The sequence below is a fragment of the Paenarthrobacter sp. TRD_SC_7 genome (assembly GCF_056156245.1).
Map to the genome: position 1 here is coordinate 1,472,760 of NZ_CM149587.1, position 24,828 is coordinate 1,497,587.

Here is a 24,828-nt window from a genome sequence, read left to right on the forward strand (position 1 = left end):
TCGAATGAAGCCAGGAGCCCGCAGGATCGGAATCATCGGACATGGAGCCATTGGGGCTCGTGTTGCTGCTGACATTGCCGCTGGAAAAGTCGAGGGGGCCACCCTTGAGGGAATCATTTGCCGCAGCGCCATAGGCAACGCGCCCGCACCCCAGCTTGAGATGGAACAAGCGCTGGAGCGCTGTGACCTCCTGGTTGAATGTGCCGGACAGGAGGTCTTGGTGGAGCATGGCGAGGCTGTGCTTTCTGCGGGCGTAGATCTGCTCGCTACATCACTCGGGGCGCTTGCGGACCCAGACCTCTCACAGCGATTGTCGGCCGCAGGCCCTGGCAGGCTTTTCCTGACCCCGGGCTCCATTGGTGGCCTGGACCTGTTGGCGTCGGGTGCCCGCGCAACGGGCTACGACGCCGTCAGGATAACTACAACCAAGCTCCCGGGTTCCCTGATTCAGCCGTGGATGGACGAGGTTGAGGCCGACCGCATTCGGAGTACGTCCGGTCCCATCGAGATCTTTTCTGGTCCCGCCGCCCAGGCCACGCAATTGTTCCCAAAGTCGCTTAACGTGGCAGCCGCCGTCGCCCTGGCGGTAGACGACTGGGACGCTGTGGCCGTGTCTGTAAGAGCCGACCCCGCGGCTGTGCTTACGACGCACTTGATCGAGGCTTCCGGAAACAGCGGGAATTACCGCTTTGAAATCTGCAATAAAGTATCGCCAGAAAACCCGCGCACCAGCGGCGTTGTACCGTTCGCCGTGCTCCGTTCCTTGGAGCTGATCATCGGCGCACGCGGTGGAATGATCTAGGCACGACCCGCGCCGATCACTTCTCCGAAGACTTCGTCAGGGTCGAGGCGTCGGAGTTCTTCTGCGAGGCAGTCTTTGAGGCTTCGGCGGGTAATGGACGAGCCGAAGTGTACATGCTTTTGTCGAAATGAGAGTGTCATATCAAAAGTTAGTCAATTCCATTGACTAATCCAGTAAAGCTCTCCTAGCCTTCCTCGAAAGGGTTCATGACTTTCGTCAACGGATAGGAGCGACATGGGCGTGAGGGACCATACCGGCTTAAAGCGAGAGATGGTGCAACGGCAGTCCTGCCCGTCTATGTGGTTTCGCACACCGCCACTTACTGTTCGTCACGCCGCCGGCATCATGCCTGGACCGCGAAGTGTACGGAGACTCACTGATGATTCCTGAATCCGCGGTGCAGAGCGAGTATGAGAACCGCTACGGTGATCAAGTCGAGGTACCCGTAGCAGTACAGCGCACGGTAAGTCAAATGCTCAACGATGCCGATGGTGACACCACGCCGTTTAACTTCGGGCCCGAAGCTGACGATCCGCCACTGGCACGACGTCGACGATGGGGCGTGCACCTGCAGTTGGCTCCCCTCGTTGACGAATCCACGTGGGGAATCGGCGACTACGGATCCCTACTTCGTCTGGGACAGAAGGTGGTCACCTACGGCGCTGACTTCGTGGCCATCGGCCCCACCAACTGGGAGTCCGTACTTCCTGATGGCGGACTTGATCCCTCTCCCTACTCCCCGGTGAGTCGCCTGCTGTACAGCCTGCTGCACGTGGACGTGACCACCTTGTCGGGCTGGAGCTCAATTCCACCAGCTGACCGCGAGGAGCTGTACCGACGCGGCGCTCAACTAAACGCCAGCTCCGCTAACGGCCGTAATGATTTGTCTGTGGTGAAGCTGAAAGCCGAGGCATTGCGACTTATCTTTGCGCATTACGAACCCCAGGTATCCAAGAGTGACCCATGCTCGTGGGAGGGCGTGCTGGCCTCCACACTCCTGCAGTACCTACAGGAACGGGGGGTCGCCAAGCACTACTTCGGCACGCTTGACGAAAAACAACACGTAGAATTCCTGGTTTGGTTACAGCACGTTGCCCTGGGTCAGCTCTCTGCTGCTCACGAGGAGCTCCGCGCGGCCGGCATGGATATCGGAATTGTTGCCGATCTTCAGGTTGGTTCCTCTCAAGACGGGATTGACCAAGAAGTTTTCACTGGGTGCTATTCCCGTACATTGAGCATCGGTACTCCACCGGACGACTACGTTCCTGATGGTCAGAATTGGCGACTCGCCTTTCCCGTGCCGCATGGTGATCAACACCGGCCTTGCGCTCAAACGTTTGCCGTGACCCACACGGCCATGCCGGTCGGGGGCGTCCGCATAGACCATGTGCTGGGAATGCAACGATTATGGGCACGCCTGCCGGAAGGGGCCGGGACCTACGTCCACTTTGATCTTGATGCCCAAATGAAAACGGTACGTACGCTTGTTGACCGGGGAAAGTTGGTAGTGGGAGAGGACCTCGGCAACGTTCCGGACGGTTTACGTGAGGTGCTTGATGAAAGTGGCGTATACGGAACCGACGTACTTTGGTGGACCCGCGGCAGTGACGGGTCGCTGCGGACCGGCCTAACCACCGAAGGCCGTGAACAATCGATGTTGCTTACGGCCTTCCACGACACGAGTTCCACTGCCCGTCTCATCACCGGCGAGGATTTAGTCCTTCTGGATCACTTGGGTCGGCTGGGGATGGACCTCGCACAGGCGGAGCAGCAGCGGCTCACCGACCTCGCCGAGTTTGGCGTCGGACCCGCCAGTCGCTTAGAGGATGCACTGCTCTCGATCTACAAGTTCGCGTTTTCCTCACGACCAGACCTCGTCAGCATCTACTATCCGGACCTTCTCGGTCTTGATTGCACCGAGAACGTACCCGGGACCAGCGCCGAGCAATATCCAAACTGGTTGCTCACTTACGGCGATCCCGCCCTGAGCATTGAAGAGCAATTAGGGGGAAAGTTGTCCCGTCAGCTGCTCACCCTCGAACGATGAAGATTCGCGACCCCGGCTTTGTGCCCCTGGTGATCACGCAGGCTGCATCGAACGTCTGCACCAGCACGAACACGTTTATTGCAATCTGGCTCTTGAGCACGCCCTCACTACCCGCTCTCCTCCTCGGAGTGAATCAAGGCGTGTTCCTGGCCACGCTCATGCTCGGCACCCGGCTCAATCCGCTGGTCGTCAACTGGCTCGGACTGCGGCGCAGCACACTCTTGCTGCTCCTGCTCGAGGGGCTAGGATTGGCCGGCCTTGGAGTTTGGATTGTCGGGCAGGCAACGCCCGAACCCAGCTTTCATGATGCTGTCGGCATTGTGGCGCTCGCCGGCATCACCACGTTTGTGGGCGGCCTGAACGGGCCATCTTGGGTCACAGTTGTGGCCCGGTGGGGAGGCGACCCAGCAGGACGATCACGGCGTCTGATGGCCGACAGCGCGGCGTTCCAGTTCGCGGCGGCTGTCGGGCCCCTGGTCGGCTCGGTCTTCATCAACACCGCTTCACTCCTCTGGTTGCTGCCATGCCTGAACATGGCAACTAATGCGGCGGCGGCGGCAGTCGTCGGGTGGGGTACACGACGGTACTCCCTCAGCACGACCCAATTGCCACAGGAATCGCCGTGCGCCGAGGCCAGCCCCTCGAGAGCCACGGCAGACGACACCTGGAAACCGAACCAAGGAGGTTTGCTGACGAGTGTCCGGTCGCTGCCGCTGCCTACTTTGCTCGTACTAGCCGCATTTGCCGATCCACTAAGAACCGTTTTGCCTCTATTAGTGCGGGAGGCGGGGGGCGCGTCGGTGACGCTGGCTTCAACGTCGGCTGCGCTGGCGGCGGCCGCCGCTCTGGCAACTGTGCTGGCCTCTGATAGCGCCTGGGCAATCCGGATAAGCGAGTGGATGCGGGCTGGCGGAACCTTCCTGGTACTCAGTCTCGGTGCGTTGGCATGGCTGCTGGGGGGCAGCTCCATCGCTTTCGTCGCGGGAGCACTTTTGCTCGGGCTAGGTTCTGCCACGCTCTACGGTCAGCTTATGGCAGCCGCTTCCGAGGCCGACCAAGCCGAAGGCCGGGAGACGCGCTATGTTGCCGACGCCATCTTGCTCCGAGCTCTGATCTCATCTCTGTTCGCATTCGTACTTACCAGCGGTTGGGGGGACACGGCACGCGTGGCCACCGTGGTCGGAGCCTCAGCGCTGTCTGTGATGGGCATGTACGCCGTTGGTCGGAGCGTTCGACGGAGGCTCACCACATGATTCTCACCGCCAGCGAGATCCGCGCCCAAGTAGAGGGGGGCAATATCACTATCTCCCCCTTCGAATCTGCAATGCTCAACCCGAACAGCTACAACTACCACCTGGGACCGACTTTACGCGTCTACCCGCCGGGTGTTCACGACTCCCTGCGTCCGCCGTCGTCAATGGAAGTCGTCATACCTACAGAGGGTCTGGTTCTCCAGCCGCGGCAGCTCTACATTGGCAACACCGTCGAACGCATCGGGAGTTCTTGTTACGTCCCTTCACTGATCGGTCGATCCAGTCTTGGCCGACTTGGGATGTATCTGCAGCTGTCTGCGGACCTGGGCAACCTAGGCGCGTCACACCAGTGGACTCTCGAGATCACCGTCGTTCAACCTCTCCGTGTGTACCCAGGGATGGAGTGTGGGCAGGTCTCCTTCTGGGTTCCCCTCGGAGAAGTGTCCCTGTACGAGGGTCTTTTGGGGACCTTGTCACCGCCAACCGTGCCCTCGGCTACCACTATGAGGAAGGCCATCGAACGATGATTCTGACAGGACCTGCGATAGAGCAGGAAGTGCGCGACGGGACGATTCGCATTGCGCCCTTCGCGGCGAACCAAGTCAATCCCAACAGTTACGACTTGAGGTTGGCCCCTCAGTTACTCGTGTATCGCGACCGACTGCTCGATGTTGCACGGGATAACCCGGTGGAGAAGATCACTATCGGCCCTGACGGTGTCGTCCTGCAGCCAGATCGCATCTATCTGGGTGGCAGCATCGAGCACGTCGGCAGCGACCATTTCGTGCCGATAGTGCGGGCAAAATCGAGCATCGCCCGTCTTGGCCTGTTCGTCCACGTGACAGCGGACCTTATCGACATAGGATCGCACGGCCCCACCACCTTCCAGCTGCACTCGGTTCTGCCTCTGCGCGTTTACCCACAGATGCGGATTGCACAAGTCACCTACTGGGTCCCGCGAGGAAGGATCGAACTTTACGACGGCAAATACAGCCTTGCCAAGGCGCCCATGGCCTCTCAGGCCTACCGCGATTTCACTACAACAGGAACCAAGGAGAACACCATTGATGACACATCAAACCGTTGATCATGAGGAACGCGCGCGCTATTGGATGTCTGTGCTGGGAGATGACTACCTTCGTAGCCATTTCAGTACGGACCAACCACTGGCAATCCAACAGTTGACGCACAATCGCTACCGAACCAACCCCCGCACCCTTGTGGACCATACCTTGGCCTGTCTTGATCTCGACGGTACTGAGGCGGTCCTCGACGTCGGATGCGGCAACGGATTTGTCCTACGGGATGTCGCCTCTCGAATGCGATATCCCGGTAGCATCACTGCGATAGACCAATCTCCAGAGATCCTTAACGTCGCTAAAGACAACGTGAACTTCACTTGGGTTCCTGTGGATTACATCAACGGCGATGCTCGGCAATTGGACACCCTGATTGAGACGCAGTTCGACTGCGTTATGGCCAATTTCCTTTTTCACTACATTGATAACCCCAGTCAGATGGTGAGTCAGTTGCGTAGGGCCACCGCGGAGGACGGACTGACTGTAGTGACTGTTGAGGGCTTGGACTCAATGCCCGAAATGTACCGCCTGCATGAAGAGGCGATGCACGCGGTGGGCATTCCCGCAGACGTGATCGAGCGTGCACCGAAGGGCAGACGCGGCACACTGTCACCGCATAACGGCCGGGCCATTCTGGAGCAGGAGTTCCCCCACGTTACTGAGCACCCCTATGAGGACTGGTTACGCTTCGACGAAGCACGGCCCTTCATGGAGTTCTATGCTTCGGGTCACCGGTATGCGGGATTGGAGAAGGTTGCCGGTGATGCCGTCAGCGAGGAGCAATTCACAGCACTGTTCCACGACGTAGAACGGCGGGTCGAGGAGATTATCGGCCAGCAGGGATTCTTCCGGTTGTCGAAGGTGAACGTTGTATTTGTGGCCCGGGCTTCATGACGGTAAGAGTTGCGCTGGTAGGGCGGCCGGGAGCGGGGAAAACCTCTTTGGCCGCCGCTTTGAAGGCAACGGATGGTCGCTGGTTGCAGCTCACTATGGCGCGACCGCTCTATGCCGCACAGGCCGCGCTTTTCGATTGGATCGGCGTACCTCATCATGAGCTCGGACAAGATGGTGAGCTGCTGTCCTTCCTAGGCGGGCACATCCGTCAGCGCGACCCACAGGCACTGACGCGGCGGGTGATTGAACGAGCGGATTGGTTACAGGCACTCTCGAGCGAGCGAGCGATTGTTATAAGCGATGCCCGCCCTGTGGACTTGGATGAGTTGCGTTACGCCGGCTTCACCGTAGTGCTGGTGCGGGCGCCGGAAGAACTTAGGCTGGCCCGCTTGCAGGCCCGTAATGATCTAACGGAGAATCCGGACTCGGCGGGTGTGGAGCTCAAAGCTCAGGAACCTACCGCCGACTTCTATGTGGACACCGCTGGATCGCTCGCAGATCTGGAGGCCAGCGCCGAGGCTCTGCTGAAAGACTTGCCCGCTATTCCTTATCCGGCGCGGGCAAGGGCTGTAGTGCTGAAAGAGCTCGGACGAACTCTCTACAGCGAGGCGAGCGCGGCAATCACTGGTGTTTACCGGCCATCGCGGCATCAACTCGGGTGCGCGATGCTGGGCGATGACGGAGAGTTGGCCACCGGCGTTCACGTCGAGGCTGAGGTGGGTCGTGCATCGACTTGCGCCGAGAATGGTGCACTGGCACAAACCATTGCCCGTGGGGCCAATCCCGTCGCCATTATGACGGTCCGTCATCCTCGTCCGGAGGAGAGCCGCGATGTGGAGATCATGCCGCCCTGCGGCCTGTGTCGCGAACTGCTTTGTGGATATGGGCCTGACGCCGTGGTCTGGTTGCCCTCTGGACAGGTCCGCCTGAAAGACCTACTTCTGCACAGGTACATCGGAACGAAATGGAGAAAAAATGGTTGAACAGCTAGTACTCACCAATGTCTATGCGCTGGTTCGTGACCGTCACAACCCAAGTCGCATCTTGCTGCAGCAACGGTGGAAGCCCGAATCAGATCCGGTAAACAGCGGACGTTGGGAGTTGCCGGGCGGTAAGTGGCGTGCCTTCGAGCCTTTGGCCGCTTGTGCCGAGCGTGAGGTGGAGGAAGAAACCGGCCTCAGCGAGGTGGAGGTGCAGGTCAGCCAGACCGACCACGAGCTGCTGGGTGACAAGGTACAGGTCAGCGAAGCGATTCAGCTGGTACAGATGCTCCAGGGGCCGTATCCCTCACTTCTGGCGATTGTGGACGTCCTGGCTTCCGGGTTGCCGCAATCGACTGGAGACGGATCTCGTGAAGTGCAATGGATCGAACAGGACGCGTTGATGGCAATGATGCAGAGTGAGCCTCACACGTTTACGGCGCTAAGCTTCGCGGCACTTCGGCATCGGCTCTTGGCGAAATGACGGTTGGTTCTGCCTGGGTGGGGCGTATTTCTGCAGCAGACGTGACCGACTTGGCGTACGTGCAGGCATGGTCACCCAAGCAGCGAGGTGTCACCGCAGAGATTGCTGGGGAGCTTGCTTTCTTCGGCCGGCAAGCTCCTCAGCGTCGTAGTGTGTTGGGGTGGACCAGCGCACGGGACACTGCCCTGGTTGAAATCGACGATTCGACCTGGATTGCTCCCCAGGTCCGTCTGCGACAACAGCTTCTCTCGGCCGCCGCCGGAGGCGATCTCCTGGAGGATGGCGGCGTACCAACAAGCAACATTCCCGATATTACTGCCGCTACCGCATCGCTGGTCGCCCAGCGTCGCTGGGCGCTTGTACCATCAGGGCGCCATGATTTTCGGAGTCCAGACAGGCGGGATCCGGTGGTCTCCTGCGCGGTGCCTGTTAGTAGTCGGCTGGGGCGGATTTCGGAGTTCGGGGCCAGCTACAGCCTGTGCTTCAACAGCGGCTACTACATCTGGCTGGAGGAAGAGTTCGCCGACGGATTTGCCAGTAGCGGCGACCCGATCGGACTGGAGGTGGTTGAGGGCGTGATTACTTCCCCGCCCACGGCTTCACGCTCGGCGCTGCTGAGGGTGCTGGACGCCTCCGGCAAGGACAAAATGATCATAAGTCAGGTGGATGTGTGTGACCTGACCATCACCCTCCCCGGGGGAGTTGTCATCCACGGCGAAAGGGCTGTCTGCCGGTGTATTCGTTCAGTTGACTGCCTCGCTGCCGCAGGCGAGGTTCGCATACTCACACGGGCACGGGGTGCAGACGCCGTCGTCCCAGTGCCCCCGGGTTTCGTCGGGCTGACACTGTACGGCCGCCAAGTGGTCCAGATTGGTCGCCAGAGCACACCTTGCCCTGCCAACGGGCTCGTCCTCCTCGTTCCAATATCATCTGCCAAGCGCCTGTTGGAGGAGGTTGGAGACAGTGCCTGGGTGATTTATGACATCGAACTGGCTGGTTCCCGCGCCCTGTCAGGTACACAAGTGGGGCCCACTGTGCTTCGCAACTCTGAACCCATCGACGTCGCGAGTGAGGTTGCCGACGGGCACGAGGTGTACCGCCCCACAGAGGAGTTCGGCCAAGAGGCTGTACCGCCAGTAGCCCTGACAGTTGAGAAGATTGTGGACGAGCCGCGCGGCAGGGCCGCCGTCGGACTTACTCCTGAAGGAGACGTGTGCGTACTCGTTGCCGAGGGCTGTGAGCCTCGCTCCATGGAGTTTGGATATGACATCCTGGGCGTGACCTCGGCGGAAATGACGTCCGCACTCCTCGAAGCGGGGTGTTGCGACGCTGTTTTGCTGGACAGCGGCGGAGCGGCCAACATCTCACAATTTGGACGCCTTGCCCTACCGCCCGCTGACCGTAACGATGTGGTCGGAGTGCCCTTTGAGCGCTACGTCCCCGGGGCATGGCGCCTAGCGACGTCGGCCGAATCCGGCTTGTCGCGTGCTTGGTAGTTGGATGCTGGGGTATGCACCAACTGGCGAGTACCGTGTGGTCCGCTGATGGCTGCATAGAGACCAGATGCTGCAGCGACCTAGTGATTCCGCCAGGTGCTAAGAGCTGAGATCCCAAAGACTCCGCCACGAGTCTGGTTCAAGCTCAAAAGGGGGCATGCATCCAGCATGATTCCCTGAACGGACAGCTGGATTGCCATCAATGGATGGGAAGTACTGCCCCTTTGTGTAGTGGCACGGCGGGGCCTGGCATCAAAAGCCAGGACCCGCCGTCGTAGTTTCCGCTAAGGGTGGCCGGGCAGGCTTTCGCAGGCGATGCGGTCGCCGTCCGAGTCCAGTCGGGCGACGTCGCCGTACCACGGGTAGTAGGTGTCGAACCAAGCCTGGGCGGCCTGCCACGTACTGAAACTCGTGCAGTTCTTACTGTCGCCAGGGTTGGCAGGCGGCTGCGGCGTCACCGGCGGCTTGGGTGTTGGCGGCGGCGTTACCACCGGCGGGGGCGGCGGCGAGCATGTGCTGCCGCTGATCCCTCCAGTGCCGCCGTTGACGAACCGGTACATGAAGGCGGCCATGGCGTCACGGGCCACTGGCTGGACCGGGTTGTAGGCGCGGCAGCCGTAGCCGATGTCCCAACCGGTGGAGATGCCCTGCGATGCCAGCCAAGTGATTTGTTGGTAGAACTGGCTTCCAACCTGGACATCCACGAATGGCGAAGTGCCCGGTGCGGAGAACGCGGGATTGCCCCCGAACCGGTAGAGGAAGGCAGCCATGGCGTCACGGTTGACCGGGCTGAGTGGACGATAGGTCTTGGAGCCGTCCTGCTCTGTCCAACCCGTGGAGATGCCTCTTGCTGCGAGCCAGGTGATTTCCTTGTAGAACTGGCTCGACGGCGTGATGTCGGTGAAGGGCGACGTCGCCGGGGGCGTGAAGGCAGGTTTGCCGGCGAGGCGATACAGGAAAGCCGCCATGGCGTCACGGTTCACGGCATTCAGCGGCCGGTAGGTCCGGCTCCCGTCGGCTTCCACCCAGCCGGTGGAGATGCCCTGCGAAGCGAGCCAGGAGATTTCCACATTGAATTTCGTTGACCCGTTGACGTCTGTGAAAGTGATCGGGCCCGGATCAACGGGTGTGGATTCAACAGCGATGGTTGGGACGGGGACCATGGTGGTTCCGCAGCCACCCTGCAGTGTGGACGAAATTGCCGCGGATTCAGCCGTGTCAACGGTCAACTGCCAGCGGTATTTCACCAGCACCCAGTCTGTGATGTATTCGCAGGCGGTTCCGGCCAGTGGCGGCATCCACTCTGCTGGATCGCGGTCACTCTTGGACTGGTTCACGTTGTCTGTAACAGCTTCGAGGGCCACGTCCAAGGTGAGGTCGTTGGCATAGTCGCGCCGCTGTTCGGCCGTCCAGGCGCTCGCGCCGGAACCCCAGGCTTCGGCGAGGGGGACCAAATGGTCGATGTCGACGTCGGACGCGTTTGTCCAGGTGCCGCCGTCGTACCAGGATGTCCACTGCCCTGTGCCTACGGTGCAGCCCGAGCTGAACGCCACCGGCATCAGTGACTCCTGTTGGAGCACCTCGGAGCGGGTGTCGCAGCCGTCGCCGTCAGCATCTGTCCAGTGCTGAAAGAGATCGCGGTCGTAGCCGCTGCTCGTTTCTGACGTGACAGTCAATGACGAGAAAAGAGTTGAAACGCTGGCCGTTTCTGAGGCCATTGCGGTTTGCGGCGTGAAGACAGCCGCCGACGCGGTCAGCGAAAGAATCGCCAACCACGAAAGTGCCTTGGGCATCTGGGTTCCCCATATTCGATTGTGTGCGCTCTGAGCAGCGCATTCATTCGGATGCTACCCGCCGGGGACTGACAGATAAGGAACCATGCGTTGTTGGTGGCGTGGCGGGGCTGCGTCAGTCAGACTGATGATCGGCACATGGATGTTGGGGATCTCGTCGAAGATTGTCGTCGCCCTGCACCTTGGGCTGGATCAACATTCTCCGAAAGGCATCACCATGACACAGCCGCACCCCGACAACAATCCGGACACACCGGGAGGCCACCAGCCTCCGGCGCCGCAGCAGCCGGACTATTCCGCACAGCCGCCGCAGCCTCAGTACTACGCCCAGCCGCAGGTGCCCCAGCAGCCGCAGCCTCCACAGCCGCCGCAGCCCAACATGGCTTACGGCTACCCGCAGCCGAAGTCGAAGATCGCTGCAGGCCTTTTGGGAATCTTCCTGGGCGGCCTCGGCATCCACCGTTTCTACCTGGGCTACACCACTATTGGTGTCATCCAGCTGGTTCTCACGGTGGTGCTGGGCATCTTCACGTTCGGATTGGTGGGCCTGTGGGGCCTGGTCGAGGGCATCATGATCCTTGCCGGTGCTGAGTACTTCCGGAGGGACGCCAAGGGCGTTCCCCTTCGCGACTGACGCGGGAAGCCGTGCCCTACAAGAACATCCGGTCCGTCTCCATGCTGTCCAACAAATCGATGATGGGCCGGTTCGCGTCGACGTCGAGCATTGGCATTGATACCGGCGGCAGCATCAAGGAAGCCGATTTCCGCGGTGACGACAAGGCCCGGCATGCTCACGATCTGATCCTTTGGAACGTGCTGACCACGAAGTAACTTTGTCGAGGTTGGAGGGCGGCCGGCGAGTTCGGCCGCCCTCTTCGTTGCGTTGGGATGCAGCCCCCGTCTATGCAGTCCACCTGCTGCGTGGCACAGTGAGCGGCATGACTCGAATCCTGATGATCGGTATCCACGCCAGTGCGCTCGACTACAGCAAGCTGCCTCCCGGACTCGATGAAGCCACCATGACCGAACGGATCGAGGCTGGTTTCGGCGCAACCATCGCCGCGGGTTTTGATGCCGTGTCCTGCCTGATCGGCACTTCTCCAGACGAGGCCGAAGCGGAGATCCGTGAAGCCTTTGCCCGTGACCGTTTCGGTCTGGTGATGATCGGTGGTGGCATCAGGATGGTTCCGGAGTACACGGAACTCTTCGAACGGGTTGTCAACACGTGTAGCGCAGAGTCACCCGGAATCCCGTTCTGCTTCAACACCTCGCCGGAGACTACCCTGGATGCCTTGAGGCGTCATATTCAGCCCTGACTCGGCCCGGTGGCAGGCCCCGCAGTGGGTGCGCGCTAAATACGGGGGAGCGTGGAGTAGGGGCGACTTGGAAGGTTTCCTGCAACCCACGGCCGGACGGACGGTTCCAGCGGAATTTCGCCGCGGCCGTCGCGGATCACCAAGACCACTGCGCCTATCGCAGCAGCGAGGGAGGCCAAACCCAGTAGGACCAACACAACAACCAAAGCCACAGACATCGCATTACCTCTAGCTCCTATTTTACTGTTTGTTGTGCTTGAGGAGATGGGGTTGAGGCGCATTGTTCGGTTATCGCGTGGCGGCCACAGCGGTGATTCGGAGCAGCTCCGGAGCGCTCTGGTGCCCTGGCTCAGCTGCCGGCTTGCAGAGGTGCGCGATTGATGAAGGCGACGTTGATAATGTGGTCTCCGCCGGCGTCCTTTGTGTTCTGGAAAATCACTTGGTACGGTGTTCGGCCGATCAACAGCGCTATCCCGTCAGGGGCCCTGTCAGGCATTTTGCCCACGCTGGCGAGCATGTCGCGGAAACGGGAATTGTTCTCCACCTGCCCGCGGATCCCGGATCTATCAAAGGATGCCAAGGCAGACAGCCAAACAGTCCCATCGGCCTCGGTTATTCCATGGGCGGGATAGACCTCGTGGCCTGTTTCGGTCGTGAACCCGGACTCACTGGGCATGATTTTGAATCGTGCGCACCACGCGGTGAAGTGCTTTTCCAGCATACGTTCCGGGTCTGCTGTTACGACCGATCTTTGGGCAATTTCTCTACTTCCTAGAGCAATCACCACCAGCGCAGTGCCTTGCCGTCCGTTGATAGGAGATGCCGGGGTCCTACCGATGAGGACGGGCGCTCGACCGATGGGATATTTGCAGCCACCGCCCTGGATCCTGCATCTGCCTTCAGCATCCGGGCGTCTCGCGCACGAAAGTGCTTGCGTCTTTTCTTGAAGGCCAGGGCTGTCAGGGGAGAGAGCACAAGCATGAAAAAGACGACGATCGAGGCCAGCACTCCGGCTACCAGCAGGACGACTCCCATGATGACGACGTGTGGATTCCACGCTTCCGGATTCGCCAGACCGATTGTCGTTGCCATGTTCGCTTGATAAGAAACCATCGCAGTTCTCTCCTGATGGGCTGTTGGGGGTTGGATCGCGAGACGTAGTGGGCGCAATGACTACAAAAAACCGTCAGGCCGCTCGTCGGGTGCGGAGTGCAGCCGTTGTTTTCGCAAAACCCACATGCGTGGTCGGAACAGCCTCAAACTTAACTGTCGTGCCCCGATGTGAAAGCCCGGTGAGCCCATCGAGGCGTTCGCGACAGCGGAAGAGAGCTTCGTAGCTTTGATTGTTGCGCTCTAAGAGGATGTGAATGCTTCCGCGGTGGTACGCGGCGGCGCCGTCGATGGAAGCCAGTTCCTGGCTGCAAATGTTTCCGATGTCCGCAAGCAGATTCCAGCCAAGACGTCGGCCGTAGTCGGACCATTCAAGATGAAGCGTCGCAATGGTCAGGGCTTGTTGTGCCCTGCTCCCACTCAGGGCGATGTCATAGATAAGCCGTTCGAAATGGGCAAACGTGGAAAGGCCTGTGTGGACGTCAGTGCAGGAAAGCGGTTCGGGCCGCTCCACCTCCGCCGTCCATCCCTCGACCAGCGCCAGCATGGAATAGTCATTTGCGGGGAGCTCAGCAACCATGTAGAAGGCCCAGAGGTCCAACATTGTCTCCCTGATGCCCACGCCGTGGTATGCGCGCGATGCACCCAGCCGTTCAACCACATTTTGCAGTCCATCGCCCCGGGTTCTCGCTCTCGTAATCTCCTCTACTTCGGGTACCAGCCAATCACCCGGCAGCTTCCAACCCGCTTGCAGGCTGCTTTGCTGCCAGCGCCGTTGGAGTCCAAAAGATGTAATAACGAGGTCGCCGCTAAGAATCTCTGTTTGGTCACTCATGTCAAGTAAGTACAGCTGGCGGGGGAAATGTGTCGCGACATTCAAGAATTGGGGCGGGTGATGCCAGGGCAGAAAAGTCTGCCTGCTGAGGCCCCGGGAGTGCACAGCACACGTTCAGTGAGCCCCCGAATCCCCGCCAAACCAAGGCTTTACCGGTCCTGCGATAGATGACTATCGAAAACTTCTAAGAATCTGCGACACATTCGGCGTTGCTTCGCTACTTCATTAGTGGAGCCTCGCCCTTGCGTAGGGGGCGTGCTCTGCCCTGTACATATTTCGCTCCGTAGTTGGAGCGGTTGCGCAAGAGTTCTTGGAAGGACCCTCCAGTGAAGTTTCCCCGTGGGAGAGCGACAGCCATCGTTGCTGCGTTGATAGTGGTCCTGGGAGGGCTGTCATTCGGTGTGCCGGCGCAGGCGTACGAAGTGGCAACTGCCCCGGCAAACGTTACTGGCGGAGCCGCCGTGCTGACTATGCCGGGATCAAACCTGACCACCACCTATGACCAGTCCGGTTTGACCTATCTGGCGGGCAGGACGACGCTGGACAGCCGTGGGTTCGTCGCCTCTGACTATTCCCAGAGCGTCCCCAATAGTTCGCCCGCCGTCGAGTTTTGGACGGACGCCGTGAATAACTGCCCGGCCAGTGGGACATGTTCGGGGCTGGGCACCGTCACTGTTGCTTTTAGCCAACCTGTCAGGAACCCGATACTGAATCTGGCAGGGATGGGCGGGTACGTGTCCCTCGATGTGGGCAACGACGGCGATATTGATCGGCAGTCGCAGTACCACGTCGTCTTGAACCTCGCCACCGCGGGGTTGACCATGAGTAAGCTGTCCGGAAGCAACCTCGCTGTCAGTGGTAACTCCATCACGGCAGTGAATGACAACACCGGTGTTTCGTGCAGCAGCACAGCCCAAGGTGGCGATCCTGTTCCGCTCAATGCCCAGGCAACAGCTGCATGCGGTTCGGTGAGAGTCAACGGCGTAGTTACCTCCCTGACCTTCAATGTCAGCAGCGTTCACGTTCCGACCGGCAACTCGCTGCCCGGCTACACGGACAACGTCGTCACGAATGCCAATGAGCACAACCAAGACAACTTCCTCATGGCCGCAACGGTTCCGCAGGACTTCGGGGATGCCCCGGCGTCCTATGACCAAGCCAACGCAGCGAGGGCGGTTACCTCCGACGTTACGCTGGGCGCCAACATCACCGAGGATAACGCCAACGTTGCCAACGGCACGGCGTCTCCCAACGCCAGCGCCACTGCAGCGCTGGACCAGATGGACGACGGCGTCGTCATGGCGCCTATGACGGCGGGGGTCACCAGCTACTCCAGAACCGTCACCATCAGCGGTGCCAGCAAAGCCGGAATCACGTGTGGGTGGATCGACGTCAACAAGGACGGGATCTTTAACAATACCGCGGAGCGGGCTTGCGCCACTTTCGCGGCGGGCGCCACGTCGGCCACGCTCAACTGGACTGCTGTCCCCGCGGGGATGACTGCCGGGACCACCTATGCACGTTTCCGGATTGGTTACAACACCACCCAGACTCAGGTGCCCATTGGACCCTCGAATTCAGGCGAGGTGGAGGACTATATCGTCACCATCGCCCCTGCAGGTGTTCCGGCCATCACGTTGGTCAAAACCGTGGACAGGACCACGCTAGTGGTGGGCCAAACGGCCACCTATACCTTCGTGGCCAAGAACACCGGCAACGTCACCTTGACCGGTGTCGTGATCAGCGAAACCCAGTTCTCCGGCACAGGTACCATGTCGGCTTTGACTTACACATGGCCGGGATTGCCCGGTGTGTTGCTGGCCGGGCAATCGGTAACTGCCACGGCCACCTACGTTGTGACCCAGAACGATGTCACCACCGGTGTTCTGACTAACACCGCCAAAGTCACCGGCAACCCGCCCATAGGACCACCGGTCACCGCCACGGACGATGCAGAAATCAAGGCACCCCCTGCGTGGAAGATCAAGAAGACGGCGACGGTCAACGGTGCAGTTCCCGCGAACGGATCGGTAACGCCCGGCCAGACCATTAACTACTCAGTGACAGCGACCAGCCTCAGCGGCATCATCACCGGGGTGGTCCTCACGGACAATCTCGCTGACGTTCTGGACAATGCAACGTACGTTCCCGGCTCAGCAACTCTCACCATAGGTACAGGCGCCCCGGTTCCGGTGACGGACCCGGTTGCCCCCTCAACAACATTGACTACGGCCGCTTTCACTCTTCCTGCCGGTCAAACAGCGACATTGCGCTACAGCGTCACGGTCAAGACCGGTGCCTGGAACGCCACTTTGGTCAACACAGTGACCGGCAGCGGCAGCACACCTCCCCAAACTTGTGCCGGATCCGGCTCCTCCGGTCCCGGGCCTGACTGCACCACCACACACCAGACGCCCGCCAAAGTCCTTATCGAAAAAGTTGGTGAGTCTTCGGGCGCTACCTGGGTCCGAATGGCTGGTTCGTCCTGGATGATTTACACCGACAACAACGGCGTCCCCGGAGCTGCTCTTGCAAGCCCGAGCGCGCTCGCAGTTGCAGGTGAAACAGGTCTGTTCCAACTCGACGGAATTCTGCCAGGTATCTACTGGCTCGAAGAGACCTCTGCACCTGAGGGATTCAACCTGTTGGCCGAGCCTGTGAAATTTACGGTTGCAGCCAGCGGTGCCGTGACAGTTGGGCAGGGCAGCGGTACGGACGTCGTGACCAGCAGTGACAGCGACGGTGATGGGATCTTCCTCATCACCGTGCGCGATGTGCCGGCCTTGGAAATGCCAGAGTCTGGCGGCATCGGCTGGTGGCCCTTCACCGCAGCCGGATCGATTCTCGTCCTGATGGCCCTCGGCCTGGGAGTTGTCAACACCCGCCGCCGAAACATCACCCGCACTTAGACCTCCTGGGGGCCGCTAAGACGGCCATCCCGGAACGCAGAATGTTCACTCCCGAGCATCCAAACCATCAATAGAAAGAAGATACAAAGTGAGTAATCCAAGCTCCTTGCGGCTGTGGAAAACCGCCGCAGCAACCATAGCCGGGGCGGTGCTGGCCATGTCCTTCTCCGTCGCGCCGGCCTCGGCAGCGCCTTTGGTTGATGGCGACCAAACCGGTTCCATCACAGTCCACAAGTTCGAACGCCCCACCACTCCCACGGGCCTTCCGAACAACGGCACTGCGGTAGACACCTCCGGGCTGACGCCGTTGGGCGGCATCGAATTCACCATTCAGCAGGTCAACACCATTGACCTGTCTACAAACGCCGGTTGGGACGCAGCCCATAACCTGAGCAGCGTCTTCGCCCCCGCCGATCCTGAAGGCTCCATTACAGGGGCCGGCTACACCTTGGGTGCAGGGCAGGCACAGACCACGGCAGCTGACGGCAGCGCATCGTTCGCCAATCTCCCCGTCGGCCTGTACTTGGTCACCGAGACCAACTACCCCGCCGGTGTTACTCCTGCAGCTCCGTTCCTGGTATCGGTTCCGTTGACCGATCCGGATAACCAGGACAACTGGATCTACGACGTCCACGTCTACCCGAAGAACTCGATTGCCGGTGCGGAAAAGACCGTCACGGACGCCCCCGACGTGAAGCTGGGCGACCAGATTGACTTCACCATCACCGGTGACATCCCTAACGAAGCCGTCATCGATGGTTACAAGATCGTAGACGTACTCGATCCCAAGCTGACCTACGTGGGCGCCACAGCTACTCTGCTTGATGGCACCGTTATCGCCGAAGGCACCCACTACAACGTCGTCTTCGACGCAGCAACGAACACGGTCTCCGTCGTCTTCACCCCCGCAGGCCTCGCAGTACTGGCAGCGAACAATGACACCCGCGTACAGGTTGTTGTAAACACCACCGTCAACACCATCGGTGAAATCGAAAACGAAGCACCCGTTTACCCGAACCTTCCCAGTTTCTCCGTCACCCCGGGCCAGCCCGGCGGCCCGATCGTGACTCCTCCGGTTGTTACCAAGTGGGGCGAAATGACGCTGCAGAAGGTCAACGAGAACGGCACTGCCCTTGCTGGGGCTTCCTTCTCGGTCTACACCAACGAAGCTGACGCACTGGCCGGCACCAACCCGGTCGTGCTGAACGGCCAGAGCGTCTTCACCGTCGCCGCCGATGGAACCCTGACCATCTCCGGTCTGCGCTACTCGGACTGGGCCGATGGCGCAGCTGTTGCACCGGGTTCGGCTGACTACCGCACCTACTACCTGGTGGAGACCACCGCCCCGACCGGATACGAGCTGCTCGCCGAGCCGATTTCCTTCCTGATCAACTCTGCCAGCACGAGCGTCGGCATTGACCTGAGCGTGAAGAACATCCCGTCCAACGGTGGCTTCGAACTGCCCCTCACCGGTGGCGTCGGAACCGGTCTGCTCTACGCAGCCGGGGCTCTCCTGGTCGTTGGTGCAGGCCTGCTGTTCGTCAGGAACCGCAAGACCACCAACAGCTAACACCTTGGGAGCCGCAACCGTGACTCCCAAGTAGCCAAAGTGGGGAAGATCGTTTTGGCGATCTTCCCCACTTTGAAGTTTCAGCACTACACACCCCCGCCACAGGACCCAGATGACTCACACCCAAACCCCTTCCCGACGCGACCTCGGCCGAGTCATCGGACCATGGAACAAACAACGCATCCTCATAGTCCTGATCGCCATCATGGGTGTAGGGATTCTGCTCTACCCAACAGCGGCAGCCTGGTTCTCGGACCGCGTCCACGCCACTGAAATAAGTGGCTACGTCGATACCGTCGAGAATCTAAACCCTTCCGCCAAGGAGTCCATCCTTGACGCGGCGAGGAATTTCAACGAGGAACTTCCTTCCGGCCCTCTCCGAGACCCCTACTCCCTCAATGACGAGGGCAAACAGACCACCATTGGCGCAGGATCAGACGCCTACCAAAATCTGCTCGATGTAGGTCCTGGTGGAATGATGGGCCGCATCAGTATCCCCTCCATCCATTCGGACCTGCCAATATTCCATGGCACGGACGAAGACTCACTGTCCAAGGGCGCTGGTCACCTCTTCGGCTCGGCACTGCCAGTTGGGGGAGAAGGAACTCATAGCGTCCTCAGCGCGCACTCGGGCTTCGTCAATGCCACGCTTTTCGACGACCTGGATAAAGTCGCTGAAGGAGAAACCTTCAGCATCAGTGTCCTGGACCAGACCATCTACTACAAAGTGGACTCGATCCAAACCGTTCTGCCGGATCAAACGGACGCACTCCGAAAGGTGCCCGGCAAGGACTACGTAACTCTCATCACCTGTACACCCACGGGCGTCAACAGTCATCGCTTGCTCGTCCGCGGCGAACGTATAGAGGCCCCCAGTGCCGAGAGCCCGCAAACAATGCCTAGCCAAGCGGCAGACCCGGGTTTCCCCTGGTGGGTCCTGGGCCTTATCGGGGCGGCAGCGGCTGCCATCTTCATCACCCGCCCCCGGGAATCATCTCCGGCCGCCGATGTGGATCAACAGCCTGAAACTCTGCATGCCTAACCGATGGCACCATCGACAGGCCGAATGAACGACAGAATCAGGCACGCCTCCGGAGGCACTTCAACACTTCCGGGTGGTGTGCGATCCGGTCAAATTTGCCCAGTGGTTTGGACCCATGGCGCCAGCATTCACAACTTTTTTCAAATCTCTGGCCATTCCGCGACATAAAAAGCCCCTACGCCCCACTAAAGAAGTACGGCGTGGATTCGATTGCTGTGGACAGGTTCTCGATGCCGCTCCGCACAAGTGAATCTACTCGCCGAGACAATGTCATCTACTGCTTGGACAGCAGCAGGAGACGGGCTCCGGTGCCTGGAAAAGCCGCTGATAGCACCGCTGACGCCGGCTAAGAGATAAGACCGGAGATAGGAACTTCAGTGGCAACTGCGACGGAAACTCTAAGCGATGCTGAGCTCATCCTGAGAGTTCGTTCGGGGGACCAAAACGCCTTTGCGGGTCTCTTTGATCGCCACCGCGACATTGCACGATATGTCGCAGCAGGGCAAGTAAACAACACTGCCGATATCGAGGACATCGTCTCGGAAGCGTTCGCATCCATCCACCAGGCCCTCATGCTTGGCAAGGGCCCTGATACTTTCTTTCGGGCCTACCTGCTTACGGTTGTGCGGCGCATCGCGCAGACTCAAAACCGCTTGGCGGCCCGCAGCCTTCCCGCGTCAGACAGTCTGTTCCTGGATCAGACTGAAAACTTTGAAGACCCTGTACTGGCCGGGTTTGAGTCAAGCGCAGTGGCCGCTGCGTTCAAGTCGCTCCCGGAGCGCTGGCGCGAAGTCCTTTGGTATGTCGACATTGAGGGAATGAAACCGGCGGAGACCTCGAAAATACTGGGAATAACCCCCAATGGGGTGTCGTCGCTGGCCATCCGTGCCAGGGAAGGCCTACGCCAGGCATATTTGCAACACCACATTAAGGAGTCAACGGGCAAGGAGTGCCAGGGATACGCAGATCAGCTCGGAGCTTACTCCCGGAATGGACTCAGCAGACGAGCCCACGACAAGGTCCACGACCATCTCGCATCATGTTCCAAATGCACGGCATTGCTCGTGGACTTGAACGACGTGCAGTCCTCCATGAGAGCAGTCATCTTCCCGCTGATCGCGGGGGTGGCATTCACCTCCGGGCTTCCTGCGGTCGCGGGCACCGCAGCGGGTGTTGGCGCCATCGCAGGAATCGGCTCGAAATCCATGCCAGTCATGCTGAAAACCGGAGCAGTGGCTCTCACCGGGACAGCTGTCATTGTGGGTGCCACCATAGCCTTGGCCGGAACCGGGACCACCATCCCCGCAAGACCGGGAGCGGGCGACTTACCAGCATCCACCCAGGGCGCACAAGCCACTGAATCTCAAAGGACAAACCCGAAGTCCGTCCCGGCCGCGTCGGAACAACCAACGAGGACTACTTCCACTCAGCCCACAGAAGAGGCCCCCGCGAACCCGTATCCACTCCCGGCCCTTAAAAGCGTGCAACGCAGCCCGGCCAACTTTCCGGCCCCATCGAACCGTCTACGTCCTTTGCCCACCCAACAACACAGCTCACCGGGAACCGGCCCGGCAACCCGCCCGCCAACCCGGCCTCCTTCGGAGCTGCCACCCGGCACGAGCACGCAGGCGCCCCCAGCCATCCCGACGCCAAGCCCTACGCCGAGTGGGCCTCCGACGCCAAGCCCTACACCGAGTGGGCCTCCGACCCCCAGTCCTACACCGAGTGGGCCTCCGACCCCCAGTCCTACGCCGTCCCCAAGCGAAACGACCTCACCACAGATAACGGCGAGCTTCAGCGCAGGGCCAGGCGCATCCGCAGCCGATGACCAAGTCACTATCACCTTCCACATTGACGGCAACACAATTCCCGAGACCGCTGAAGTCATCTTCTCGGTACAGGAAGGCGCAAGCCTGATCCCGGGAAAACTCATCCAACCTGATGGATGGAGCTGCACCTCCCGGAACACCGTCGCAAGGCACATCGTATGCACGAGCACGGCGGTGGACCCAGATAACCTCCAGTTCACGCTGGGGATCTCCCGAGAAGGCGGAACTTCACAAACCACCCTCGACTACCGATTCACGGGAAATGGGCTCCCTTCAACTACCTTCTCCAACAGGTTCTGATCCTGCGCGGCGCGCATTCGCCGATGAGGAGCTGATGTGCATGGGTAGTCCCGGGACTCCAACCATGAATCAGGAACTGAGCCGCGGCCGCCCAGCGGTGCCGGCCCTCCATGACCAGATGAGCAGTGCGGCCGAACCAATCGGGGCAAGGAATGCGGACATCGTTACCAACGGGAGGCCAACCGTTGTGGCTGCAAGCCCCGTCAAGGTGACGACGGCGATTCGGGCGAAACGGCTGCCAACCACCAACCGCCCCAACGGCAGTGCAATGGCGAAACCCATGAGCGTTGCTGCAATCAGGGTGGCAGTCCACTGAGATGGGTGTCCCGCCCCAAGGAGCTGCGCTAACCCTTGGGTGGCCATGGCTGCACATCCGAGAAGGACAGCCCAGGGCGTGGTTGGCCCAAGACGCGGGGCAAGTACCCGCCCTGCAATACCCAGCAGAAGAATACTGGCGAAGGCGCCGAAGGCCAGGCCGAGGTTCATGGCGTGAGTGAAGTCGGTGACCATGGGTGCCCAGCTACTGCCCGTGACTGCAAAGACGGCGCACGCCAGCCCCACTATGAGCAACGCCAGCGCCGCGCCGCCCACAGCTCGGCGGTTCGGTGCAACCACCTGTCGGGGGACCGCTCGCGTAGTTTGATCCGCGGTCGGCGAGGGCACCGGTAGTTCCCGCCGTAGGGCCACGATGAGCAGCACGACGGCGCCGAACGTGCCAACCATGGGTGGCATCAGCATGAGTGCCCCGAGAGCAAGAGCGATGGGTGCGGCCAAGAGAACGGCCTGTGTGACGCGGATGGGAAGCGAACGCCGGCTGGCCAGCAGGGAGCCTAACGGAACTGCCAAGCACGCCGTCCCGGCAATCCACCCCAGAATCATGAACAGCAAAGTCGAGGACCCGAACCAGCTGAAGCCCTGATTCATATCAGCTTCGTCAAAGCGCACGGACCAACTCGCTGCGGCGATCACAGCCAAAGCCCATGCGGGCACCGCGCCTACCGCTGTGAAGAGGGCGACGCCGGCAGGCAGCCGCCCGGCTCGCAGCAGGAGTACGACGGCGGAAATGGTCGCCGCGAGTGGGCCGACGAATCCCGACAGTATGAGGTGGGTCGGTCCTACCCACGGGAGGAAGTAGGCGTTACTGAATAAAAGGGCGGTGGCGCCGATGAAAGCGAGCAAAGAGGCAGCTGCGCACCCAACGGCCCAACGGTTTGTTGCTGAAAATCGGCGCGATTGCGCAAATGAACCCACGTATTGCCTAACTTTTTGGCGGAAACCGCCCCCAATGGATCTCCCGCCAAAAGGCAGTGGTTCACATGTTAGCTGGGCCGGGCCATCATTTCGCGCCGGGGACGGCATCTATATCCTTGAGAGATGAGTGAAGTTGCGCATTCCACCGTCGCGTTTCAAGGGCATTTCGCACGCGACCTCCCGGAGTTGGCTATTCCTTGGCGGGCGGAGGAAGCTCCTGATCCGCAGCTTCTGCTACTCAACCAGCCCCTCGCCGTCGAGCTTGGTTTTGATCCTGATTTTCTCCGGAAGCCGGAGGGCGTAAAGCTGCTGATCGGTAATGTGATCCCGGAGGAAGCGACTCCAGTTGCTCAGGGATACTCTGGTCACCAGTTCGGCTGGTACTCACCCCGTTTGGGGGATGGGCGTGCCCTCCTGCTGGGTGAGATTGCCGGTGCTGACGGGAAGCTTCGCGACGTCCACCTCAAGGGCTCGGGGCGCACTCCCTTTGCCCGGAACGGGGATGGCCAGGCAGCGGTTGGTCCCATGCTGCGGGAGTACGTCGTGAGCGAATCGATGCATGCCCTGAACATTCCCACCACCAGATCACTTGCGGTCGTTGGCACAGGGCGTCCCGTTCAGCGTGAGAGTCTCCTGCCGGGGGCCGTTCTGACCCGGGTGGCCAGCAGTCACCTGCGCGTTGGCAGTTTCCAATATGCCAGGGCCACCAACGACATCGAACTGCTTCGCCGGCTTGCTGATCATGCGATCGAACGCCACCACCCGTCATCGGCGGCGGAAGCCAACCGTTACCTGGCACTCCTAAAGCGCGTCATATCAGTCCAGGCGAAACTCGTGGCCCAGTGGATGCTCGTCGGATTCGTGCACGGTGTCATGAACACGGACAACATGACAGTGTCCGGAGAGACCATCGACTACGGTCCGTGCGCCTTCATGGAGGGTTTCGATCCCGGCGCGGTTTACAGCTCGATTGATGAAACGGGACGCTACGCCTACCGTAACCAACCGCTGGTTGCGGAGTGGAATCTTGCCCGTTTCGCCGAATCAATCGCGCCTCTGATTCACGAGGATGAGGATCAGGCGGTGGCCCTTGCCGTTGAGGCGCTCAATGGATTCCGCCAGGAGTACAGCGCTACCTGGTTTAGCGGCATGAAAGCCAAGCTTGGGCTGCCCGAGGAAATTGACGACGGCGTTGCCTCACCTTTGGTGGATGACCTCCTTGAGCTGGTTCAGGAGGCGCGAGCGGACTACACCTCGTTTTTCCGAAGCCTCGGCAAGGCAGCTCGCGGTGAGGTTGAACCCGCGCGCGGCCAGATCCTGGATCTCGCCGCGTTCGACGCCTGGTTGGAACGATGGCAGGCAATCACGCCGGATGCCGAAGCCATGGACCGGGTCAACCCCATTTACATCCCACGCAACCATCTGGTGGAGGAAGCGCTCGCTGCCGCAACTGAGGGGGACACAGCCCCGGCGGAGCGGTTACTGACCGCCGTTTCTGACCCGTACAGGGAACGGCCGGGCTTGGAAGAATACGCCGTTCCGGCGCCGGAGAGCTTCGGCCCCTATCGGACCTTCTGCGGCACGTAATGCTGCTGAAGGCTAGCGACCCAGCGGTGCGGGTCGCTAGCCTTCATTTGGGTGGGCTAGCTCCAGACGGCCCGAACCACCATGTCTGCGCCCGCGGCCAGGTGCTGACCCGTGTGTCCTGCATCCAGTACGCACACGTCTTCTGAACCAGAAGTGCTTGTTGATACGAGGCATTCTGTTGCCTTGAAACTCAGAAGCTCTACCGGCAGGCTGTCGCCGATTCCAAGTTGACTCATGATGCCCTTACTGCT

The 24,828-nt window shown here is 60.4% G+C and carries 23 protein-coding genes and 2 pseudogenes; 17 read left to right on the forward strand and 8 right to left on the reverse strand.

What is annotated here, in order from left to right; translation table 11 throughout:
• Positions 1–4 precede the first annotated feature (4 nt).
• The gene (locus AC0J5Z_RS07260) at positions 5–802 is read left to right on the forward strand and encodes an aspartate dehydrogenase domain-containing protein (protein ID WP_475038470.1); all 798 of its coding nucleotides are present in this window, start codon (positions 5–7) and stop codon (positions 800–802) included.
• On the opposite strand, the pseudogene AC0J5Z_RS07265 reads toward AC0J5Z_RS07260, so the two are convergent.
• Positions 799–900: pseudogene (locus AC0J5Z_RS07265) on the reverse strand (OpcA/G6PD domain-containing protein); the annotation flags it as partial. The gene AC0J5Z_RS07260 and the pseudogene AC0J5Z_RS07265 overlap by 4 nt on opposite strands.
• Positions 901–1,181: 281 nt before the next feature.
• Here AC0J5Z_RS07265 and AC0J5Z_RS07270 point away from each other — a divergent pair.
• From AC0J5Z_RS07270 to AC0J5Z_RS07305, 8 genes are read left to right on the forward strand one after another with little or no spacing between them, the layout of a single operon-like run.
• Positions 1,182–2,849, forward strand: coding sequence for a 4-alpha-glucanotransferase (locus tag AC0J5Z_RS07270; RefSeq protein WP_475038471.1), 1,668 nt, complete (start codon positions 1,182–1,184; stop codon positions 2,847–2,849).
• Entirely contained in the window at positions 2,846–4,102 is a 1,257-nt protein-coding gene (locus AC0J5Z_RS07275; RefSeq protein WP_475038472.1) for a hypothetical protein, read from the forward strand. The genes AC0J5Z_RS07270 and AC0J5Z_RS07275 overlap by 4 nt, the downstream gene beginning before the upstream one ends.
• Positions 4,099–4,629, forward strand: coding sequence for a dCTP deaminase (locus AC0J5Z_RS07280; protein ID WP_475038473.1), 531 nt, complete (start codon positions 4,099–4,101; stop codon positions 4,627–4,629). Before AC0J5Z_RS07275 ends, AC0J5Z_RS07280 begins: the two co-directional genes overlap by 4 nt.
• Positions 4,626–5,189, forward strand: a complete 564-nt coding sequence (locus AC0J5Z_RS07285) for a dCTP deaminase (RefSeq protein WP_475038474.1) — start codon at positions 4,626–4,628, stop codon at positions 5,187–5,189. The genes AC0J5Z_RS07280 and AC0J5Z_RS07285 overlap by 4 nt, the downstream gene beginning before the upstream one ends.
• Positions 5,170–6,075, forward strand: coding sequence for a class I SAM-dependent methyltransferase (locus tag AC0J5Z_RS07290; RefSeq protein WP_475038475.1), 906 nt, complete (start codon positions 5,170–5,172; stop codon positions 6,073–6,075). The genes AC0J5Z_RS07285 and AC0J5Z_RS07290 overlap by 20 nt, the downstream gene beginning before the upstream one ends.
• A gap of 47 nt (positions 6,076–6,122) precedes the next feature.
• On the forward strand, positions 6,123–7,058 hold the full coding sequence (locus AC0J5Z_RS07295) for a hypothetical protein (RefSeq protein WP_475038476.1): 936 nt from the start codon (positions 6,123–6,125) through the stop codon (positions 7,056–7,058).
• Positions 7,051–7,539 (forward strand): NUDIX hydrolase, encoded by a 489-nt coding sequence (locus AC0J5Z_RS07300; protein ID WP_475038477.1) that lies wholly within the window; start codon positions 7,051–7,053, stop codon positions 7,537–7,539. Before AC0J5Z_RS07295 ends, AC0J5Z_RS07300 begins: the two co-directional genes overlap by 8 nt.
• A gap of 41 nt (positions 7,540–7,580) precedes the next feature.
• A complete protein-coding gene (locus AC0J5Z_RS07305; RefSeq protein ID WP_475038478.1) occupies positions 7,581–9,035 on the forward strand; it encodes a phosphodiester glycosidase family protein in 1,455 nt (484 codons plus the stop codon).
• Positions 9,036–9,319: 284 nt separating this feature from the next.
• On the opposite strand, the gene AC0J5Z_RS07310 is transcribed toward AC0J5Z_RS07305, so the two are convergent.
• The gene (locus AC0J5Z_RS07310; protein ID WP_475038479.1) at positions 9,320–10,828 is read right to left on the reverse strand and encodes a GmrSD restriction endonuclease domain-containing protein; all 1,509 of its coding nucleotides are present in this window, start codon (positions 10,826–10,828) and stop codon (positions 9,320–9,322) included.
• Between the two features lie 217 nt (positions 10,829–11,045).
• On the opposite strand from AC0J5Z_RS07310, the gene AC0J5Z_RS07315 reads away from it, so the two are divergent.
• From AC0J5Z_RS07315 to AC0J5Z_RS07325, 3 genes are all read left to right on the forward strand, one after another.
• On the forward strand, positions 11,046–11,462 hold the full coding sequence (locus AC0J5Z_RS07315; RefSeq protein ID WP_475038480.1) for a TM2 domain-containing protein: 417 nt from the start codon (positions 11,046–11,048) through the stop codon (positions 11,460–11,462).
• Between the two features lie 11 nt (positions 11,463–11,473).
• Positions 11,474–11,659, forward strand: coding sequence for a hypothetical protein (locus AC0J5Z_RS07320; RefSeq protein WP_475038481.1), 186 nt, complete (start codon positions 11,474–11,476; stop codon positions 11,657–11,659).
• Between the two features lie 107 nt (positions 11,660–11,766).
• Positions 11,767–12,144, forward strand: coding sequence for a hypothetical protein (locus AC0J5Z_RS07325; RefSeq protein WP_475038482.1), 378 nt, complete (start codon positions 11,767–11,769; stop codon positions 12,142–12,144).
• A gap of 35 nt (positions 12,145–12,179) precedes the next feature.
• Here the strand turns inward: AC0J5Z_RS07325 and AC0J5Z_RS07330 are convergent, their stop codons facing one another.
• The 4 genes from AC0J5Z_RS07330 to AC0J5Z_RS07345 all read right to left on the reverse strand — a co-directional run bounded on the left by AC0J5Z_RS07330 (position 12,180) and on the right by AC0J5Z_RS07345 (position 14,089).
• Positions 12,180–12,362: a hypothetical protein gene (locus AC0J5Z_RS07330; RefSeq protein WP_475038483.1), complete on the reverse strand. Its 183-nt coding sequence runs from the start codon at positions 12,360–12,362 to the stop codon at positions 12,180–12,182.
• Positions 12,363–12,493: 131 nt separating this feature from the next.
• Complete coding sequence (locus AC0J5Z_RS07335) at positions 12,494–12,820, reverse strand: hypothetical protein (RefSeq protein ID WP_475038484.1); 327 nt, start codon at positions 12,818–12,820, stop codon at positions 12,494–12,496.
• A 104-nt stretch (positions 12,821–12,924) separates the two neighbouring features.
• Complete coding sequence (locus AC0J5Z_RS07340) at positions 12,925–13,236, reverse strand: hypothetical protein (RefSeq protein ID WP_475038485.1); 312 nt, start codon at positions 13,234–13,236, stop codon at positions 12,925–12,927.
• Between the two features lie 94 nt (positions 13,237–13,330).
• Positions 13,331–14,089 carry a hypothetical protein gene (locus AC0J5Z_RS07345; protein WP_475038486.1) on the reverse strand — a complete coding sequence of 253 codons (759 nt, stop codon included), beginning with the start codon at positions 14,087–14,089 and terminating at the stop codon, positions 13,331–13,333.
• A gap of 326 nt (positions 14,090–14,415) precedes the next feature.
• On the opposite strand from AC0J5Z_RS07345, the gene AC0J5Z_RS07350 reads away from it, so the two are divergent.
• The 4 genes and pseudogenes from AC0J5Z_RS07350 to AC0J5Z_RS07365 form a co-directional block, all read left to right on the forward strand.
• A complete protein-coding gene (locus AC0J5Z_RS07350) occupies positions 14,416–16,998 on the forward strand; it encodes a DUF7507 domain-containing protein (protein WP_475038487.1) in 2,583 nt (860 codons plus the stop codon).
• An 88-nt stretch (positions 16,999–17,086) separates the two neighbouring features.
• Positions 17,087–18,568: a SpaH/EbpB family LPXTG-anchored major pilin gene (locus tag AC0J5Z_RS07355; protein ID WP_475038488.1), complete on the forward strand. Its 1,482-nt coding sequence runs from the start codon at positions 17,087–17,089 to the stop codon at positions 18,566–18,568.
• 112 nt (positions 18,569–18,680) lie between these two features.
• Positions 18,681–19,610, forward strand: a complete 930-nt coding sequence (locus AC0J5Z_RS07360) for a class C sortase (protein ID WP_475038489.1) — start codon at positions 18,681–18,683, stop codon at positions 19,608–19,610.
• Positions 19,611–19,987: 377 nt separating this feature from the next.
• A pseudogene (locus tag AC0J5Z_RS07365) lies at positions 19,988–20,509 on the forward strand (RNA polymerase sigma factor); the annotation flags it as partial.
• A gap of 80 nt (positions 20,510–20,589) precedes the next feature.
• On the opposite strand, the gene AC0J5Z_RS07370 reads toward AC0J5Z_RS07365, so the two are convergent.
• Together AC0J5Z_RS07370 and AC0J5Z_RS07375 are read right to left on the reverse strand one after the other, a co-directional pair.
• A complete protein-coding gene (locus AC0J5Z_RS07370) occupies positions 20,590–20,817 on the reverse strand; it encodes a hypothetical protein (protein ID WP_475039858.1) in 228 nt (75 codons plus the stop codon).
• 991 nt (positions 20,818–21,808) lie between these two features.
• Entirely contained in the window at positions 21,809–22,918 is a 1,110-nt protein-coding gene (locus AC0J5Z_RS07375) for a hypothetical protein (RefSeq protein ID WP_475038490.1), read from the reverse strand.
• 195 nt (positions 22,919–23,113) lie between these two features.
• Here AC0J5Z_RS07375 and AC0J5Z_RS07380 point away from each other — a divergent pair, with 195 nt between their 5' ends.
• Positions 23,114–24,577 (forward strand): protein adenylyltransferase SelO, encoded by a 1,464-nt coding sequence (locus AC0J5Z_RS07380; RefSeq protein ID WP_475038491.1) that lies wholly within the window; start codon positions 23,114–23,116, stop codon positions 24,575–24,577.
• Positions 24,578–24,828: the final 251 nt, after the last annotated feature.

Coding starts and splice junctions, on each gene's coding strand:
- AC0J5Z_RS07260 (WP_475038470.1), top strand. CDS start 5: ATGAAGCCAGGAGCCCGCAGGATCGGAATCATCGGACATGGAGCCATT.
- AC0J5Z_RS07270 (WP_475038471.1), top strand. CDS start 1,182: ATGATTCCTGAATCCGCGGTGCAGAGCGAGTATGAGAACCGCTACGGT.
- AC0J5Z_RS07275 (WP_475038472.1), top strand. CDS start 2,846: ATGAAGATTCGCGACCCCGGCTTTGTGCCCCTGGTGATCACGCAGGCT.
- AC0J5Z_RS07280 (WP_475038473.1), top strand. CDS start 4,099: ATGATTCTCACCGCCAGCGAGATCCGCGCCCAAGTAGAGGGGGGCAAT.
- AC0J5Z_RS07285 (WP_475038474.1), top strand. CDS start 4,626: ATGATTCTGACAGGACCTGCGATAGAGCAGGAAGTGCGCGACGGGACG.
- AC0J5Z_RS07290 (WP_475038475.1), top strand. CDS start 5,170: ATGACACATCAAACCGTTGATCATGAGGAACGCGCGCGCTATTGGATG.
- AC0J5Z_RS07300 (WP_475038477.1), top strand. CDS start 7,051: ATGGTTGAACAGCTAGTACTCACCAATGTCTATGCGCTGGTTCGTGAC.
- AC0J5Z_RS07310 (WP_475038479.1), bottom strand. CDS start 10,828: ATGCCCAAGGCACTTTCGTGGTTGGCGATTCTTTCGCTGACCGCGTCG.
- AC0J5Z_RS07315 (WP_475038480.1), top strand. CDS start 11,046: ATGACACAGCCGCACCCCGACAACAATCCGGACACACCGGGAGGCCAC.
- AC0J5Z_RS07325 (WP_475038482.1), top strand. CDS start 11,767: ATGACTCGAATCCTGATGATCGGTATCCACGCCAGTGCGCTCGACTAC.
- AC0J5Z_RS07330 (WP_475038483.1), bottom strand. CDS start 12,362: ATGTCTGTGGCTTTGGTTGTTGTGTTGGTCCTACTGGGTTTGGCCTCC.
- AC0J5Z_RS07335 (WP_475038484.1), bottom strand. CDS start 12,820: ATGCCCAGTGAGTCCGGGTTCACGACCGAAACAGGCCACGAGGTCTAT.
- AC0J5Z_RS07340 (WP_475038485.1), bottom strand. CDS start 13,236: ATGGCAACGACAATCGGTCTGGCGAATCCGGAAGCGTGGAATCCACAC.
- AC0J5Z_RS07345 (WP_475038486.1), bottom strand. CDS start 14,089: ATGAGTGACCAAACAGAGATTCTTAGCGGCGACCTCGTTATTACATCT.
- AC0J5Z_RS07360 (WP_475038489.1), top strand. CDS start 18,681: ATGACTCACACCCAAACCCCTTCCCGACGCGACCTCGGCCGAGTCATC.
- AC0J5Z_RS07370 (WP_475039858.1), bottom strand. CDS start 20,817: ATGGATTTCGAGCCGATTCCTGCGATGGCGCCAACACCCGCTGCGGTG.
- AC0J5Z_RS07380 (WP_475038491.1), top strand. CDS start 23,114: ATGAGTGAAGTTGCGCATTCCACCGTCGCGTTTCAAGGGCATTTCGCA.